At 64.9% G+C, this 15,927-nt stretch carries 13 protein-coding genes and 2 pseudogenes; 3 read left to right on the forward strand and 12 right to left on the reverse strand.

The window, feature by feature from the left end:
* Positions 1 to 52: 52 nt before the first annotated feature.
* The 5 genes and pseudogenes from DUPY_RS27545 to DUPY_RS13210 all read right to left on the reverse strand — a co-directional run.
* Positions 53 to 253: pseudogene (locus tag DUPY_RS27545) on the reverse strand (BrnT family toxin); the annotation flags it as partial.
* Positions 254 to 321: 68 nt separating this feature from the next.
* Complete coding sequence (locus DUPY_RS13195; RefSeq protein WP_070248738.1) at positions 322 to 2,151, reverse strand: hypothetical protein; 1,830 nt, start codon at positions 2,149 to 2,151, stop codon at positions 322 to 324.
* Positions 2,152 to 2,162: 11 nt separating this feature from the next.
* Positions 2,163 to 3,113: an ABC transporter ATP-binding protein gene (locus DUPY_RS13200; protein ID WP_070248739.1), complete on the reverse strand. Its 951-nt coding sequence runs from the start codon at positions 3,111 to 3,113 to the stop codon at positions 2,163 to 2,165.
* 43 nt (positions 3,114 to 3,156) lie between these two features.
* Entirely contained in the window at positions 3,157 to 3,573 is a 417-nt protein-coding gene (locus DUPY_RS13205; protein WP_084640703.1) for a GntR family transcriptional regulator, read from the reverse strand.
* 60 nt (positions 3,574 to 3,633) lie between these two features.
* Positions 3,634 to 4,541: pseudogene (locus DUPY_RS13210) on the reverse strand (LysR family transcriptional regulator).
* Positions 4,542 to 4,626: 85 nt separating this feature from the next.
* Between DUPY_RS13210 and DUPY_RS13215 the strand changes: the two are divergent.
* The gene (locus DUPY_RS13215; RefSeq protein WP_070248740.1) at positions 4,627 to 5,406 is read left to right on the forward strand and encodes an NAD(P)H-dependent oxidoreductase; all 780 of its coding nucleotides are present in this window, start codon (positions 4,627 to 4,629) and stop codon (positions 5,404 to 5,406) included.
* Here DUPY_RS13215 and DUPY_RS13220 read toward each other — a convergent pair whose 3' ends face one another.
* Genes DUPY_RS13220 through DUPY_RS13240 form a run of 5 tightly spaced genes read right to left on the reverse strand, consistent with a single transcriptional unit; the run spans position 5,407 to position 9,177 of the window.
* Positions 5,407 to 5,718, reverse strand: coding sequence for a hypothetical protein (locus DUPY_RS13220; RefSeq protein WP_070248741.1), 312 nt, complete (start codon positions 5,716 to 5,718; stop codon positions 5,407 to 5,409). It lies immediately after the preceding gene.
* Positions 5,719 to 5,720: 2 nt separating this feature from the next.
* Positions 5,721 to 7,154 carry a cytochrome P450 gene (locus tag DUPY_RS13225; RefSeq protein ID WP_070248742.1) on the reverse strand — a complete coding sequence of 478 codons (1,434 nt, stop codon included), beginning with the start codon at positions 7,152 to 7,154 and terminating at the stop codon, positions 5,721 to 5,723.
* A 23-nt stretch (positions 7,155 to 7,177) separates the two neighbouring features.
* Entirely contained in the window at positions 7,178 to 8,143 is a 966-nt protein-coding gene (locus tag DUPY_RS13230; protein ID WP_229255354.1) for a diguanylate cyclase domain-containing protein, read from the reverse strand.
* A 10-nt stretch (positions 8,144 to 8,153) separates the two neighbouring features.
* A complete protein-coding gene (locus DUPY_RS13235; RefSeq protein ID WP_070248744.1) occupies positions 8,154 to 8,792 on the reverse strand; it encodes a chemotaxis protein CheC in 639 nt (212 codons plus the stop codon).
* A gap of 1 nt (position 8,793) precedes the next feature.
* On the reverse strand, positions 8,794 to 9,177 hold the full coding sequence (locus tag DUPY_RS13240) for a response regulator (RefSeq protein WP_070248745.1): 384 nt from the start codon (positions 9,175 to 9,177) through the stop codon (positions 8,794 to 8,796).
* Positions 9,178 to 9,294: 117 nt separating this feature from the next.
* Between DUPY_RS13240 and rpiA the strand changes: the two genes are divergently transcribed.
* Positions 9,295 to 9,972: a ribose-5-phosphate isomerase RpiA gene (rpiA, locus tag DUPY_RS13245; protein ID WP_070248746.1), complete on the forward strand. Its 678-nt coding sequence runs from the start codon at positions 9,295 to 9,297 to the stop codon at positions 9,970 to 9,972.
* A 97-nt stretch (positions 9,973 to 10,069) separates the two neighbouring features.
* Here the strand turns inward: rpiA and DUPY_RS13250 are convergent, their stop codons facing one another.
* Positions 10,070 to 10,342, reverse strand: coding sequence for an oxidative damage protection protein (locus DUPY_RS13250; RefSeq protein ID WP_019922774.1), 273 nt, complete (start codon positions 10,340 to 10,342; stop codon positions 10,070 to 10,072).
* Positions 10,343 to 10,406: 64 nt separating this feature from the next.
* Positions 10,407 to 11,717, reverse strand: coding sequence for an amino-acid N-acetyltransferase (argA, locus tag DUPY_RS13255; protein ID WP_019922773.1), 1,311 nt, complete (start codon positions 11,715 to 11,717; stop codon positions 10,407 to 10,409).
* Between the two features lie 54 nt (positions 11,718 to 11,771).
* On the opposite strand from argA, the gene hrpA reads away from it, so the two are divergent.
* Entirely contained in the window at positions 11,772 to 15,923 is a 4,152-nt protein-coding gene (hrpA, locus tag DUPY_RS13260) for an ATP-dependent RNA helicase HrpA (protein ID WP_070248747.1), read from the forward strand.
* Positions 15,924 to 15,927 lie beyond the last annotated feature (4 nt).

The following is a 15,927-nucleotide window of genomic DNA, read 5'->3' on the forward strand; positions in this document are numbered from 1 at the left end:
TGCTGGCCTTGCGCGCGGAGATGAGCCGGATGTGCTCGCCGCGCGTGGTGTACACCACGATCAACAATCGTCCGTTGGCATCGGCGCCAAGCGTGACGAAACGCTGCTCGCCGAAGGTGTCGGGATCCTCGACCGTCACCGCCATCAAATCGTGCAATGCTTCCTCCGCCTGGGCGAAGCTGACGCCGTGCTTGGCATGGTTCAGCTTGGCCTTGAACGGATCGAATTCAATGGTTGTTTCAGGATTATGCATATCCTATACATATACTGCAAGCGCTGCCGGAGATTTTGATGCGCCGCAAGCGCAGCGCACCCCAATAGCTACAAAGCAACCACCTGTTGCGTAGTGGCGTCGGCACGGGCTTTGCTGGCGGCGCGGTGCGGGTACATCACCATCAACGCCCCCAGGCAGGGCAGGCCGAACACCAGGCAGGCCGGCAACCAGCCCGCGCCGACCGGGCGGCCCGGGTAGCGCAGCGCGCCGCGGCGCCACAGCCAGGCGCCGGCTACCGCCAGCAGGTGCGACAGCAATGCCGCGGTCCAGATCGCGGCTGAGCGTTGCGGCAGGCCCGCTGTCCTCAAGCTGGCGGCATACAGGTCGTTGTTCGGCAGGATGCGCGCGGGCAGCGCAGTGACGACGTCGAGCACCGGCGACAACCACCAGCCCGCTTGTTGCAGCAGCGGCCAGTCATTGGGCGCGATCGCGCGGGTGGCTACGTTGCTGGCGCGGCCATCGGCGCCGACAAACACCACGACCTGTTTGCCTTCCACGCCGGCGGACCTGGCAGCTCCGCCGGAAAACGACACCAGCGCACCGTCCGACAACGACGCCACGTCGATCCTGGTCAGGTCGCCCAGCGGCAGCGGCAACGCCACGCTGTAGCGTTCACGGTAGGGCGCTTCCTTCAGCGAGGTGGCGTAGGCGATCAGGCGGCGGTCGGTCAGCAGCATCGCGGTATAACCGAATTCGACCGGGCGCGCCACGTACTGCTCGTCGGCGGGCAAGGTAGCCAGCGTCATGAAACCCGAATTGTCGTTATTGAATTGCATGACCGTATGTGGCAGCAATACCTTGCCCACCAGTGCTGGCACGGCCGGGAAGGCAGTCGCGGTACCTATGCCGTCCGGCCCCAGCGTTGCCACGGTGGCCCCGGTCGCCATATCGGTCACCACGAAGCGCATCGTGTCGTGGCTGAAGGAAAGTAGTTGGGTGTCACCGACCTTGCCGCGTGGCGTGTCCTTGTTCGACAACTGCTGTGGCACCCCGAAGATGACCGGCAACTGCATGAGCCTTTGCGGCGTGACCTGCGGCAGTTCGCGCTGCCAGCGTTCGGCGCGCGCATCGGTTGCGCCGCGCAGGCCATCGCGCAGCAGGTCACCGCTCCTGGCGTTGCGGACCTCGGCGTCGGTGCCGGGTACCGGCGCCTGGTAAGCATGGTCGCGCATGGCCGAAACGCCCCACTGCACCCCGAACAGGGCGCTTGCCGGCACCAGCAGGTACAGGCCCAGCACCAGCGGCACGGCCGCCAGCACAGTGGCGAGGCTGCCGTCTGGCGGCGTGGCGCGGTTGGGCTTGAAGCTGGCATAGACCACGGCGGCCATCAGCAGCGCGCACGCCACGCTGGCAGCGAGCAGCGCCAGCGCGCTCGACTCGTGCAGCAGCATGACGCCTGGCAGCGCCAGGATCAGCACCGCCAAGCGGTTGGCCGCGAGCAGCAGGGCAGCGCCGGTCAGCCAGCCGACGATGACGATCAGCGCCACGTAAGGCGCCATCACGTAATGGCGCAGGTCCACGATGCGGGCGCTGAACCAGTCGTTACCGGCCACCACGATCAGCAACGGCAGGCCGATGGCCAGCACGATCATGGTTGCCGACGCCATGGTCAGCGCACCGAAGATGGCGCGGCGCGGCAGCGGCCGGTGCAGCAGCCACAGCCAGCGGCCGGGCCGGCAATAGCTGGCGAACTGGTGCAGCGCGAAGCCGAGGCCGGCCAGCGCATAGATCAGCAATGCCAGGATCTGGATATGCAAGGGCGCTGCCAGCAGCACGTTGTGGCGGCTCAGGTACAGCAGCAGCGCCAGGTGGGCGAGGAAAGCGATCAGGGCGGCGCGCCGGTAGCGGCGGCACTCGCTGAAAAACAGGTCGGACATGGTGAAAATCCTCAGGCGGGTTGTGCAACGGGCAAGGGAAAAGCGCTGCCGGCATGGTTGCGCGACAGCATGGCATTGACCGCACGGTCGAGGCCAATCGGCATCTGGTGGAGACTGTCGGCGCCCAGCCGGCGCAATCGGGTGGCGAAGTGCTCGCCCTCGTCAAAGACCACCACGTGCGTGCAGCCATCGATGTGCTCGATTTGCAGCACGCCGGGCAGGGCCGCGAGATCGGGTGCGCGCAGTTCGCCCTCGGCTACCCACAAGCGCATGCGGGCGCAAAAATCGTCGGGCGCCGACGCGTGCAGCAGCCGGCCGCGCTCGAGAATGATCAACTGGTCGGCTACGCGTTCGATTTCGTCCATCTGGTGCGAGCAATACAGAATGGTGGCGCCATCGTGGTAGCTGCTGTCCATCAGCGCGGTCAGGAATACCCGCTTGGCCACCACGTCCAGTCCCAGTGTCGGTTCGTCCAGGATCAGCAGCTCCGGCCCCTGCGCCAGCGCCAGCGCCAGGCTGACGCCGGCGCGTTCGCCGCGCGAAAGTTCGGCCACGCGGTGTGCCGGCTGCAGGTTGAAGTGACGCAGCACTGCGTGGTAGCGCTGGTCGCTCCAGGCCGGGTACAGTTTTCGCTGCAGCGCCGTCACTTCATCCACCCGCATCCAGGGCGGCAGGGTGTGCTCGTCGTTGACGAAGCCGATGCGTCCGCGCAGCGCCGGCGTCAGGTGTTCGCTGTCGCAGCCGAGCACGCGGGCGCTGCCGCTGGTGGCGGCCTGGAAGCCAAGCAGGACGCGAAACAGCGACGACTTGCCGGCCCCGTTGGCGCCCACCACGGCGTGGATGCCGCCGCGCGCCACGGTCATGGTCAGGTGGTCGAGCGCCAGTTTGCCCTTGAACTGCAAGGTCAGCGCGTCGGTGGCGATCAGGTTGTCGCCAGCGGCGAGGGGAAGGGGCACGTTCATCTGGGTCTCGGGTGGGGGTGATGGAGCAGTGGAGGAGGGCGGCTCAGCCGCGATGTTTGGGCGCGATCAGGGTCAGCTCGGCCGCCACCCGGTCGAGCAACACCTGGTCCGGGTAACCGAGCGAGATGACGTCGCCCACGAAGCGCACCACGGCCTCGTTGAGGCGCCGCTCGCGCTCTGTATCGGACAGGCGCTGGCGCGGCGTCGCCACGAACAGGCCCAGCCCGGCGCGGGCGTCGAGCCAGCCTTCCGTGGTGAGCTCGGTGTAGGCCTTGGCGACCGTGTTGGGATTGACGGCCAGTTGCGTGGCCAGGCCGCGCACGCTGGGCAGGCCGGCGCCGACGACCAGCTCACCGCTGGCGATCAGGCGCTTGACCCCGTCAACGATCTGGCGATTGATCGGGCGTGGATCGCCGGTGGCGATTTGTAACATCAGCGGACTACGGCGCGGCAGGTTCATGGTTTTATCTACTGTACTAGCACGGGTAGTACAGTAACACCTTGATCGCGCTGGCGTCAACTACAACGAACCGGGCCTCACTGCGCTCTGGATCTGCGCCCGCAACCACTGGTGCGACGGATCGCGGTGCGCACGATCGTGCCACAGCATCGCCATCTCGTAGCCCGGAACCGCGACCGGCGGGGCGACGGTTTTCAAGACCGGGTTGCCGCGCACCAGCCGTTCGGGCACCATCGCCACCATGTCGGTGGCCGCCAGCGCCGCGATCATGAACAGGAAGTGCGGCACCGACAGCGCCACCCGTCGCGTCAATCCCGCTTGCGCCAGGGCCTCGTCGGTGACGCCGTAAAAGCCGCCGCCGCTGTTCGAGACCAGCACGTGTTCGAGCGCGCAAAATTGCTTCAGTGTGGGCTTGCGCTGCAGGCGCGGGTGGTCTGCGCGGCCTGCCAGCACGTAGCGTTCGGCAAACAGCGTGCGGCGGCGCAGGCCCGGTGGCGCGCCGGCGCTGGTGTGGAAGGCGAGGTCGATCTCGCCCTGTTCGGCCTGGCGGGTGATGCGGTCGGGCGCCAGTTCCAACACTGCCAGCCGGGTGCCGGGCGCCTGCTGGCGCAAGCTGGCCAGCGCGGGCAGCACGATGGTCGATTCGCCGTAGTCGGTGGCGGCCACGCGCCAGGCGTTGGTGGCGCTGGCCGGATCGAAGGCGCTGGCTGGCGCCACTGCCTGTCCAGCGCCTCGAGTGCCAGGCGCAACGGCTCGCGCAGTTCTTCGCCGCGCGCGGTGGGCTTCATGCCGCGCGGCCCGGGCAGCAATAAAGGATCGCTGAAGATGTCGCGCAATTTCGCCAGGTGCACGCTGACCGACGGTTGCGACAGGTTCAGCCGCCGCGCCGCGCGGGTGACGTTGTGCTCGGCCAGCAGCACGTCGAGCGTGACCAGCAGGTTCAGGTCCAGCCGCCTAAGATTAATCATGTCAATACCTGCTATGTTGGGAATTCATTTCCAATATACCTGAGCGGACCTTACGCTGTGTGCATCCAACCAACAGGAGCATCACATGAATATTCTGATCGTCCACGCCCACCCCGAACCACGGTCGCTCAACGGCGCGCTCAAGGACTATGCCGTGCGCCACCTCGAAGCGGCCGGCCACGCGGTACAGGTCTCCGACCTGTACGCGATGCAGTGGAAGCCGGCGCTCGATGCGCACGACAGCCTCGACGGTGCAGCCGGTGAGCGATTCGATGCATCGCTCGACTCTCGCCTGGCCTACGACAGCGGCCGGCAAAGCGCCGACATCGCGCTGGAGCAGGAAAAGCTGCGCTGGGCCGATACCGTGATCCTGCAATTTCCGTTGTGGTGGTTTTCGATGCCGGCGATATTGAAAGGCTGGGTGGACCGGGTGTATGCCAACGGTTTTGCCTATGGCGTGGGTGAGCACTCGGACCAGCGCTGGGGCGACCGCTACGGCGAGGGCAACCTGGTCGGCAAGCGCGCCATGCTGATGGTGACCACCGGCGGCTGGGAATCGCACTACAGCGCACGCGGCATCAATGGCCCGATCGACGACCTGCTGTTCCCGATCCAGCACGGTATTTTGTTCTACCCGGGATTCGCGGTGCTGCCGCCGTTCGTGGTGTACCGCACCGGCAAGGTCGATGAGGCGAAATTCGCGGAACTGAGCGCGCAACTGGCGCAACGCCTCGACACGCTGGCCACCACTGCGCCGATTGCGTTTCGCCCGCAGAACGCTGGCGATTACGAGATTCCGGCGCTGACCCTGCGCGACGAACTGGCGCCGGGGCAGTCGGGCTTCGCGGCCCATTGCGCAGCGTGATCAGCCGCCCATTTTATTGTACAACTTGCCGTCCCAGCGCATGGTGATGCGGCTGCAGTGGAATTCGAAGTCGTCGCCGTCCTTGACCTTGAAGGTTTCGAAGTGGTTGACGGCGATGCGCACCGCGTCCTGCAGGGCGCCGCCCTCGGGTATCTGCTTGGGCAGCGGCAGGTCCTTGATGTGCAGCAGGTATTCCACGCGCTTGGGATCGGTGTTCTGGTCCCACCAGATGTCGATGGCGACCTGGTCGCCGCTGTGCTCGGCTTCCGCCAGGCAGCGGCCATGGCGCCGGGTCTCGAACTTGAAGCGCATGCTCATACTCCGGAAGTTGATGCGTGACGCAGACGCATGCGCAGGCCGATCGGCGACATGGTAAAACCGGACAGCTCCTGCGGCGCGCTGCCGTCGGCAGTCGCCACGGAGGCGATGTCGAAACTGCCCAGCAGCATGGCGGTGGCGATCTTGATTTCCAGCAGTGCCAGGTAGCGCCCGGGGCAGGTGCGCACGCCGGCGCCGAACGGCATCGACACCTGCTTGTTCACGGCGCCGCCATCGAGCCAACGGCTTGGGTCGAACTGGGCGGCGCGCGCCACGTGGTCGTCGCTGACGCTGTCGTGACGCATCACCAGCCACACCAGGCTGCCGGCCGGCACGGCGACGTCGCCCACCACGTTGTCGCGCAGCGCCTCGAGTGGAATGTACGGCGCCACGGGTTTGAGGCGCATGGCATCCTGGGCGCAGGCGTCGATGTAGTCGAGCGCGTCCATCTGCTCGATGGTGAAGGCGCTGGCATCGGGCGCCACGCGCTGCACTTCGGCGCGCGCTGCCTGCAACGCCGCCGGATTTTGCTGCAGCAGGTACAGCATCCAGGCCAGCGTGTGGCTGGTGGTGTCTTCGCCGGCCAGCAGCATGGTGGTGACGTTGCCGGCCACGGCGTCTTCGGCCAGGCCGGCGCCATCGTCTTCGGCCGCGCAGATCATCGCTTCGAGCAGGTTGGCGGGACGTGCGCGCCGTGCCGGGTCGGCTGCCAGGCGGACGCGCGCGTCGGCCACCAGGGCGTCGATGGCGGTGTTGAGCGCGGCGATGCTGTGGTCGAGCTCGCGGTCCGCCGGCAGCTTGACGTAGCGCCAGTACGGAAACAGCGCCAGCGAACGTTTCGACACGGCCGGCAGGATGCGGTCCATGTGGCGCTGTAACACGTCCTCGCCGCCGTCGAGGGTATTGACCTCGGTGCCGAAGGCCAGTCCTGCCACGATGTCCACGCTGTAGCGCTTGAGATCATCGGCCAGGTCGATGGTCGCGCCGCTGTCGGCGGCGGTGGCCCAGCGCCGTTGCAGCCGCAGCGCCACCGCGACCAGCGAGGGAAAATAGGCCTTGACCGCGTGCGGCGCCAGCGCCGCCATCACCATGCGCCGCTGCTCGCGCCACGCCGCGCCTTCTTCCAGGAATACGCCGGGCCGGCCCTTCATTTCCTTGGCGATGCTCTCGGTAACAGCCGGGCGGCGGTAGCCGTCGGGGCGGTCGCGCAGCGCTGCCGAGACCAGCTTGTGGTCGCACACCACCAGCGCCTGGACCGGCCCGAGCGACATCCGGAACAGCGGCCCGTATTCGCGGCACCATGCCTCCACGTCCTGGTGAAAGCGTAGTGGCCGCATTTGCAGCAGGTTGCCCACCAGCGGCCAGGGACGCGGGCCGGGCAGGTCGGCAATGCGCCGCAATGGCGTAGCGAGGGTGGCGGTGTCGGGCAAGTGAGGTCTCCTGGTGATGTGTGCTATCCGGGCAGTTGCGCTTCCACCCGGTTGCGGCCGTTTTTCTTGGCGCGGTACAGGGCGCGGTCGGCGTTGCCGATCAGGGTGTCGATGTCCACCGGCGACGCGGCGCTGCGGGTGGCCACGCCGATGCTGACCGTCACCACGCCACTATCGCCGCCGTGCGCATGGGCAATCGCCAGCGCCTGGGCGCGGGCGCGGATCGCTTCGGCCATCTGCGCGGCCTGGGCGGCGTCGGTGTCGGGCAGGATCACGGCGAATTCCTCGCCGCCATAGCGCGCCATCAGGTCGGCCGAGCGCCTGAGCATGTCTGCCAGGGCGGCGGACACCTGGATCAGGCACTGGTCGCCCTTCTGGTGGCCATAGTGGTCGTTATAGGCCTTGAAGTGGTCGATGTCGATCATCAGGAGCGACAGCGGCGTGCCATGGCGGCGCGCGCGCCGGTGTTCGCGCTCGATGGCGACGTCGAAATGGCGGCGGTTGGCGATGCCGGTCAGGCCGTCGGCAAAGGTTTGCGAGCGCAGCACCAGGGTTTGTTCGCGCAGCAGCTTTTCGCGGCCCACGGCGATGCTGACATCGGTGATCTGGATCAGGCAGTGGCGCGCCGCGCCGCTCACCTCGACCGGCGTGACCGCCACCGCCTGTTGCAGGCGCTCGTCCAGCCGCGCCGCTGCGGCATTGGCGTACAAGGGGAATGGCGCCTTGTTCAGTGACTGCGACAGCAGCGACGGAAAATGGTGGCGCAGGGCCTGGTCTATGGCCGCGTCCACCCGGCTGCCGCGCAGGGCCGGGAACAGCGCCAGGAAGTCGGCGCCCAGCGCCTGCTCGCGCGGGATCTGCGCGTAGCTGCTCATCCAGTCGTTCCACAGCACCACGCGGCGGTCGGAGTCGAGCACCACCGCGCCCAGGGTGATCGCGTTGAGCACACTGTGCAGCAACTCCAGCGAGGGGTCCCGTGCAATCGGCAAGTGCGCCACCTCAGGCTTGCCCCATCGCGCGCGCGATGTAGCGGGTGATCTGTTCCTTGAGGTCGTGCAGCGCCGAAACGTCGAGCACAAAGGCGACGTAGCCGAGGATCTGGTGCTTGTCGAGCGCGAAATCAATGTGCAGCATCAGCACCACGCTGCCTTGCTCGCTGCCGGAGACGCCGAGGATCTCGTTGCTGGTGCCGACGTGGTATTCCGGCAACGATCCGCGCAGCTCCTGCTGAAACACATTGGCCAGCGTGCCGATGCAGGCATTGAGGATGATGTTGCCGATTTCGCACATGGCTTCCTGCTCCATGTCGGTCAGCTCTTGCAGGGACACGGTTTCGCCGACCATCAGCCGCACCAGTTCCAGGCTTTTGTCTTCGGGGAACATGAGGATGGCGTCGGTATCGAACGCGCCTTCGTAGTGCTGGCTGACGCCGCAAATGCGGTCCGGCGCGTCGGCCTCGACAGCGAGGCGGCTGCCGAGCAGGCGCGCCGCGTCCGCGCGGTTGATGAAGCTGATCGACGGCACCGACATGCGCACTTCCTCGCTGACCAGCGCGCTCATCGAGGCGGCGGCCTGGCCCACGCCGATATTGAAGATTTCGATCAGCGCATCGTTTTCCAGCTCGGACAGGTTGACCATGTCAGCCTCCCGCCAGGGCCAGCAACTGGGCGATGCGCGCCTCGGTGATCGGCTTTTCCATGAAGCCCAGCCCCAGCGCTTCGGCCCGCTCGCGGGTGGCCGACTGCACGTTGGCGGTCAGCAGGGAAATCGGTAGCGTGGATGATAGTCGCCGCAGTTGCTCGGCGGCGGCGATGCCGCCCATGCCGGGCATGTTGACGTCCATCAGCACCAGGTCGGGCAGGGCTGCGCGCGCCTTGTCCAGCGACTCTTCGCCAGTGCCGGCCTCGACCACGTTCCAGCCCGGTTGCAGGTGCAGAATATATTGGCGCGCCATCATCCGCGAGACGCGGCTGTCATCGACAATCAACACGGTTTTCGTTTGCTCGATTGCAACGTCGGTCATGTCACCTCCTGGCTGGGATCTATGACCCATTCTCGCATAATAGGGTTTTGCTTGGCAGCTATCCGTTAAAATAGCGCCACTGATTTCCCCGCCATTCCTTTTATTTGTAGAAAAACCATGACTCAAGACGAATTGAAACAAGCCGTAGCCCGCGCCGCCATCGACTACGTGGTGGACAACGAAATCATCGGTGTCGGCACCGGCTCGACCGCCAACTTCTTCATCGACGAGCTGGCCAAGATCAAGCATCGCATCAAGGGCACCGTGGCGTCGTCCGAAGCGACCGCCACCCGCCTGCGCGGCCACGGCATCGAGGTGTATGACCTCAACGACGTGCCAGCGATCGCCGTGTACATCGACGGCGCCGACGAGATCGACGCTTCCGGCGCCATGATCAAGGGCGGCGGCGCGGCGCTCACGCGTGAAAAGATTGTGGCGTCGGTCTCGAAGCAGTTCGTCTGCATCGCCGACGGCTCCAAGCTGGTGGACGTGATGGGCAAATTCCCGCTGCCGGTGGAAGTGGTGCCGATGGCGCGCGAAGCCGTTGCACGCGCATTGACCGCGCTCGGCGGCGTGCCGAAGCTGCGCTTGCAGCCGGGTAGCCAGGAAGCGTTCGTGACCGACAACGGCGGCCAGTTACTCGATGTGTCGGGATTGTCGATTACCGACCCGGTGGCGCTGGAAGCGCAGATCAACCAGATCGTGGGCGTGATCGCCGTAGGGCTGTTCGCCGCGCGTGGCGCCAATGTGTGCCTGCTGGGAATGGCAGAGGGCGTGAAAACCCTGAAGTTCTGAATACTACGGGGAGCTACGTTAGCTTGAAATCCGTCATCCCCGCCTTCGTGGGGATGACGGACCAACCGCTAACGTATCACTCGGGATTACTTGGGTATCACTCGGTCGGTGGCACGTAGCCCATCGCCGCATCGGCGCCGTCGCCGAAGAAATGCTTTTCCATCTGCTGCGCCAGGTATTTACGGGCGCGCAGGTCGGCCAGGTTCAGGCGGTTTTCGTTGACCAGCATGGTCTGGTGCTTCATCCACGCGGCCCACGCTTCTTTCGAAACCGACTCGTAGATCTTCTTGCCCATTTCGCCAGGAACTGGTGGGAAATCCATGCCCTCGGCTTCTTTGTTGAGTTTAATGCAATGTACGGTGCGGGCCATCTGTCTTGCTCCTAAAGCTGTAACGTAAAAACGTCATTATAAAGACTTATTTATAAAGACTTATTTATAAAGATTTTATCAGGACCTGGGATTTGCGCTGCCAGTTATACATGTGCTGGCGATCCTTGGGCAATGCATCGACCGTGGCCGGCACGAAGCCGCGCTTCTGGAACCAGTGCGACGTGCGCGTGGTGAGCACGAACAGCTTGGTCACGCCCAGCGCCCGCGCGCGGTTTTCCATGTGCTTCAGGATGCGCTCGCCGTCGCCCTGGGCCTGCACTTCCGGGTTCACCGTCAAACATGCCATTTCGGCCATCTTGTGTTCCGGGAACGGGTACAGCGCGGCGCAGCCGAAAATCACGCCATCGTGCTCGATCACCGAAAAATAGTCGATTTCGCGTTCGATCAGCTCGCGGCCGCGCTTGACCAGCGTGCCGTCCGCTTCCAGCGGTTCGATCAGCTTGATGATGCCGCCCACGTCTTCGATGGTGGCCTTGCGCAGCGATTCGAGGTTTTCGTGCGAGATCATGGTGCCCACGCCATCGTGGGTAAACAATTCGAGCAGGGCCGAGCCGTCCATCGCGAACGGCACGATGTGCGAGCGTTCCACGCCGTTGTCGCACGCCTTGATGCAGTGGCGCAGGTAGAAGGCGGTGGCGTCGTCGAGGAAGCCGGCGCCCAGCACCGCTTCGGCCATGTGCGAAGATAGCTCGCGAATTTCGGTGCCGCCGGCGTCGGTCATCATCGGTGTTTCGGTGATGAAGACCAGCTTGTCGGCATGCAGGGCGATCGCCGCGCTGCACGCCACGTCTTCCATGGTCAGGTTGAACGCCTCGCCGGTGGGCGAGAAGCCCAGCGGCGAGAGCAGCACCAGGCCGTCGGAGCCGAGGATGGAGTGGATGGTTTCGGCATCGACCTTGCGGGTGACGCCGGTCAGTTCCAGGTCCACGCCGTCGATCACGCCCAGCGGACGGGCCGTGATGAAGTTGCCGGAAATGATACGGATTGCCGCATTCGACATCGGCGTATTGGGCAAACCCTGGCTGAACGCGGCCTCGATATCAAGGCGCAGCTCGCCGGCGGCTTCCTTGGCGCACTCCATGGCGGCCGTATCGGTGATGCGCACGCCGTTGTGAAAGCGCCCCTCGACATTGCGCAGGGCCAGCTGCTCGGCCACCTGCGGGCGCGAGCCGTAGACCACGGTCACATTGATATCGAGCGCGTGCAGCAGCGACAGATCGTGGGCCAGCACCTGCAAGGCGCCGGCGGAAACCAGTTCACCGGGAAAGGCGACCACGAAGGTCTTGCCGCGGAAGGCGTGGATGTACGGCGCGACTGAACGCAGCCATTGGACGAATTGGGTAGGGTTTTCCATTACCGGCATTATAATTCGGTGCGCGAATTCCGCACCCTATACTTGTAAAAAACAATGTCAGAAGCCAGCAACAAGCCTAAAAGCCCCCAGACCCGTCCACAAAGCCAGTTAGCACAGGCTTTAAGAGGTGCACCCCGCAGCAGGACGGGGTCGGACCCCGTACGGGGTCCGACCCCAGGTTCTGCCGTGCGGGGTAAAGCTGACCGCCCGCGCCTGACGCCGGAAGAGCAGGCCGCCAGGGAAGCCGCGCGCGAGGCGCGGGAGGCCGAGCGCAATTTCCGCACGCCGCTGCCGCCCATCACGTTCCCGGAAGACTTGCCCGTCTCCGGCCGCCGCCACGAGATCGCCGCCGCGTTGCAGGCCAACCAGGTGATCATCGTCTCCGGCGAGACCGGCTCCGGTAAAACCACCCAGTTGCCGAAGATCTGCCTGGAACTGGGCCGTGGCCAGAAAGGCCTGATCGGCCACACCCAGCCGCGCCGGATCGCCGCGTCGTCCACCGCCAAGCGCATCGCTGCCGAACTCAATTCGCCGCTGGGCCAGCACGTGGGCTTCAAGGTGCGTTTTGCCGACACCCTGCAAAAAGGCGCGTCGGTCAAGCTGATGACCGACGGTATCCTCCTGGCGGAAACCCAGACCGACCCGCTGCTCAAGGCGTACGACACCATCATCATCGACGAGGCGCACGAACGCAGCCTCAATATCGACTTCCTGCTCGGCTATCTCAAGCAATTGCTGCCGCGCCGTCCCGACCTGAAAATCATCATCACCTCGGCCACCATCGACGCCGACCGCTTCTCGCGCCACTTCGGCACGGTTGACAAGCCGGCGCCGGTGATCGAGGTGTCGGGCCGCCTCTACGCGGTAGAAGTGCGCTACCGGCCGATCGACAGCGATGTCCCCAACAAGGCCAACCCGGGCGGCAATGCGGCCGCGATTGCCAACGCCGAAGGCAAAGGACAGCGCACCGCCGCCGCGCGCGAGAAGCGCGACCTGATGGATGCGGTAGTCGATGCGGTCGATGAGCTGGCGCGCCTCGGCTCCGGCGACGTGCTGGTGTTCCTGCCGGGCGAGCGCGAAATTCGCGACACCGCCGAAGCGCTGCGCAAGCACCACCCGCCGCACGTGGAAATCCTGCCGCTGTTCGCGCGCCTGTCGGCCGAGGAGCAGGAACGCGTGTTCAAGGTGAGCAATGCGCGTCGCATCGTGCTGGCCACCAACGTGGCCGAGACCTCGCTGACGGTGCCCGGTATCCGCTACGTGGTCGATGCCGGCCTGGCGCGGGTAAAACGCTACAGCTACCGCAACAAGGTGGAGCAGCTGCAGATCGAGCCGATCGCGCAGTCGGCCGCCAACCAGCGCGCCGGCCGCTGCGGGCGCGTGGCCGATGGCGTGTGTATCCGCCTGTACGACGAGCAGGACTTCCTGCTGCGCCCCAAGTTTACCGAGCCGGAAATTCTGCGCTCGTCGCTGGCGTCCGTCATCCTGCGCATGAAGTCGCTGCACCTGACCGACGTGGAAAGCTTCCCGTTCATCGAGCCGCCGCTGGCGCGGGCGATTGCCGACGGCTACCAGTTGCTGCAGGAACTCGGTGCGGTCGACGAATATAACCAGCTGACCGCGCTGGGCCAGAAGCTGGCCAAGCTGCCGCTCGACCCGCGCGTGGGTCGCATGATCCTTGCCGCGCTCGATAACGTGTGCCTGAGCGAAGTGCTGATCATCGCGTCGGCGCTGTCGGTGCAGGACCCGCGCGACCGCCCGATGGAGCACCAGCAGGCGGCCGACGAGGCGCATAAAAAATTCGCCGATGAAAAATCGGAATTCCTCAGCTACCTGAAAATCTGGCGCTGGTTCGAAAACGCCATCGAGCACAAGAAAACCAACCGCCAGTTGATGGACAACTGCCGTACCAATTTCCTCTCACAATTGCGCCTGCGCGAATGGCGCGACGTCCACTCGCAACTGGTCACGCTGGTAAAAGAGCAGGGCTGGCGCGTCAATGAACTGCCAGCCACGTACGAAAACCTGCACCTGGCGCTGCTGACTGGTTTGCTCGGCAATATCGGCTTCAAGAGCGAAGACGAACCGGGCGCCGGTTACCTGGGCGCGCGCGGCATCAAGTTCCATATCTGGCCGGGCTCGTCGCTGCTGAAAAAACCGGGCAAGTGGATCATGGCGGCCGAACTGGTGGACACCACGCGCCTGTACGCGCGCTGCGTGGCCCGGATCGAGCCGGAATGGCTGGAAAAAGTGGGCGGTCACCTGTTGAAAAAATCGTGGGGCGAGCCGCGCTGGGAAAAACGCTCGGCGCAGGTGACCGCGTCCGAACGCGCCACCTTGTACGGGCTGGTCGTGTACAGCCAGCGCCGCATCAACTACGGCGCCTTCAACCCGACCGAAGCGCGCGAAATTTTTATTCGTGATGCACTGGTCGGCGGCGATTACGAGACGCGCGCGCCATTCTTCGCCCACAACCACAAGCTGATCAAGGAAATCGAAAACCTCGAACACAAGTCGCGCCGCCTCGACGTGCTGGTCGATGATGAACTGATCGCCGCGTTTTACGACAAGCTGATTCCCGCTGACGTGGTCAACGGCGCCGGCTTCGAAAAATGGCACAAGGACGCCACCGCCGCCGAACCGAAGCTGCTGTACCTCAATCGCGACGAGCTGATGCGCCACGAAGCGGCCGGCGTCACCACCGAGCTGTTCCCGAAGATCATGTCGGTAACCGGCCTGGAGCTGGGATTGACGTACCATTTCGAGCCGGGCAGCGTGCGCGATGGCGTGACCCTGGCCGTGCCGCTGTACGCACTGAACCAGCTGCCGCGCGAACGCTGCGAGTGGCTGGTGCCGGGCATGCTGAAAGAGAAGGTGCACCTGCTGCTCAAATCGCTGCCGCAAAAGCTGCGCCGCCACTGCGTGCCGCTGCCCGACTACGCCGCCAAATTCTGCGAGCGCGTGAACGAAGCGGGCGTGTTTGGCCGGGGCGACCTGATCGACGCCATCATCGCCGACATCCGCAAGCAACTGACGATTGCCGTGCTGACCACCGACTTCAAGCCGGAAACCTTGCCCGCCCACCATTTCATGAATTTCAAGGTGATCGACGAGCACGGCCGTCAACTCGACATGGGCCGCAACCTGGCCACCCTGCAAGCCGAATTCGGCACCCAGGCGCGCGAGAGTTTCCAGAAGATGGCGGAGACGTCGGGCACGACTGCATCCGGTTCGAAAACGGCGGGCGTAAGCAGCATTGTCAGCGCAAAGTCCGTCATCCCCGCGAACGCGGGGATCCATACTGAGCGTGCATCGTCGTCCGCCCCAGGTAATCAAACTGCCGCCGCACCTTCCAACCTGACCAACCTCACCAACTGGACCTTCGGCGAACTCCCTGAGCTGCTCGAAATCCCGCAAGGCAAACTCACGCTGATCGGCTTCCCGGCACTGGTGGACAAGCGCACCCACTGCGACCTCGAAGTCTTCGACGACCCGACCGTGGCAGCGCGTACCCACCGCCAGGGCCTGCGCCGCCTGTTCGCCTTGCAGATGAAGGACCAGATCAAGTTTATCGAGAAAAGCATCCCCAACCTGCAGCAGATGGGCATGCAGTACATGGCGATGGGCACGCAGGAAGAACTGCGCGACGAGATCATCAACAAGGCGCTCGACATCGCCTGCCTGCAAGACCCGTTGCCGGTCGATGCCGCCAGTTTTACCAGGCGCAAGGACGAGGGCAAGTCACGCCTGGTGCTGCTGGTAAACGAAGTGGCGCGCCTGCTGTCGCAAGTGCTGACCGAATTCCACGGCCTGCCCAAGCGCCTGCAAGGCTTGCCGCAAGCGGCAGCTGCCGACATGCAAGGGCAGTTGCAGGGCCTGGTGCACAAGCGCTTCCTGTCCGACAACGACTACAGCCAGCTGGCGCACTTCCCGCGTTACTTGAAGGCGATGAACGTGCGCATCGAAAAGCTGCGCGCCGACCCCGCCCGCGACGCCAAGCTGATGGCCGACTGGCAGTTGGCCGCTGCGCCTTACCAGCGCCTGAACCGCGACAAGAGCGCCGGCAAGAACACCGACCCGAAACTGGTCGAGTTCCGCTGGATGCTGGAAGAGCTGCGCGTCTCGCTATTCGCCCAGGAACTGCGCACCCCGATGCCGGTATCGGTGAAGCGCCTGCAAAAAGTGTGGGAATCGATGCAACGCTAATCAA

Origin of the sequence: Duganella phyllosphaerae, from assembly GCF_001758785.1 — a bacterium.
Classification (GTDB): domain Bacteria; phylum Pseudomonadota; class Gammaproteobacteria; order Burkholderiales; family Burkholderiaceae_D; genus Rugamonas; species Rugamonas phyllosphaerae.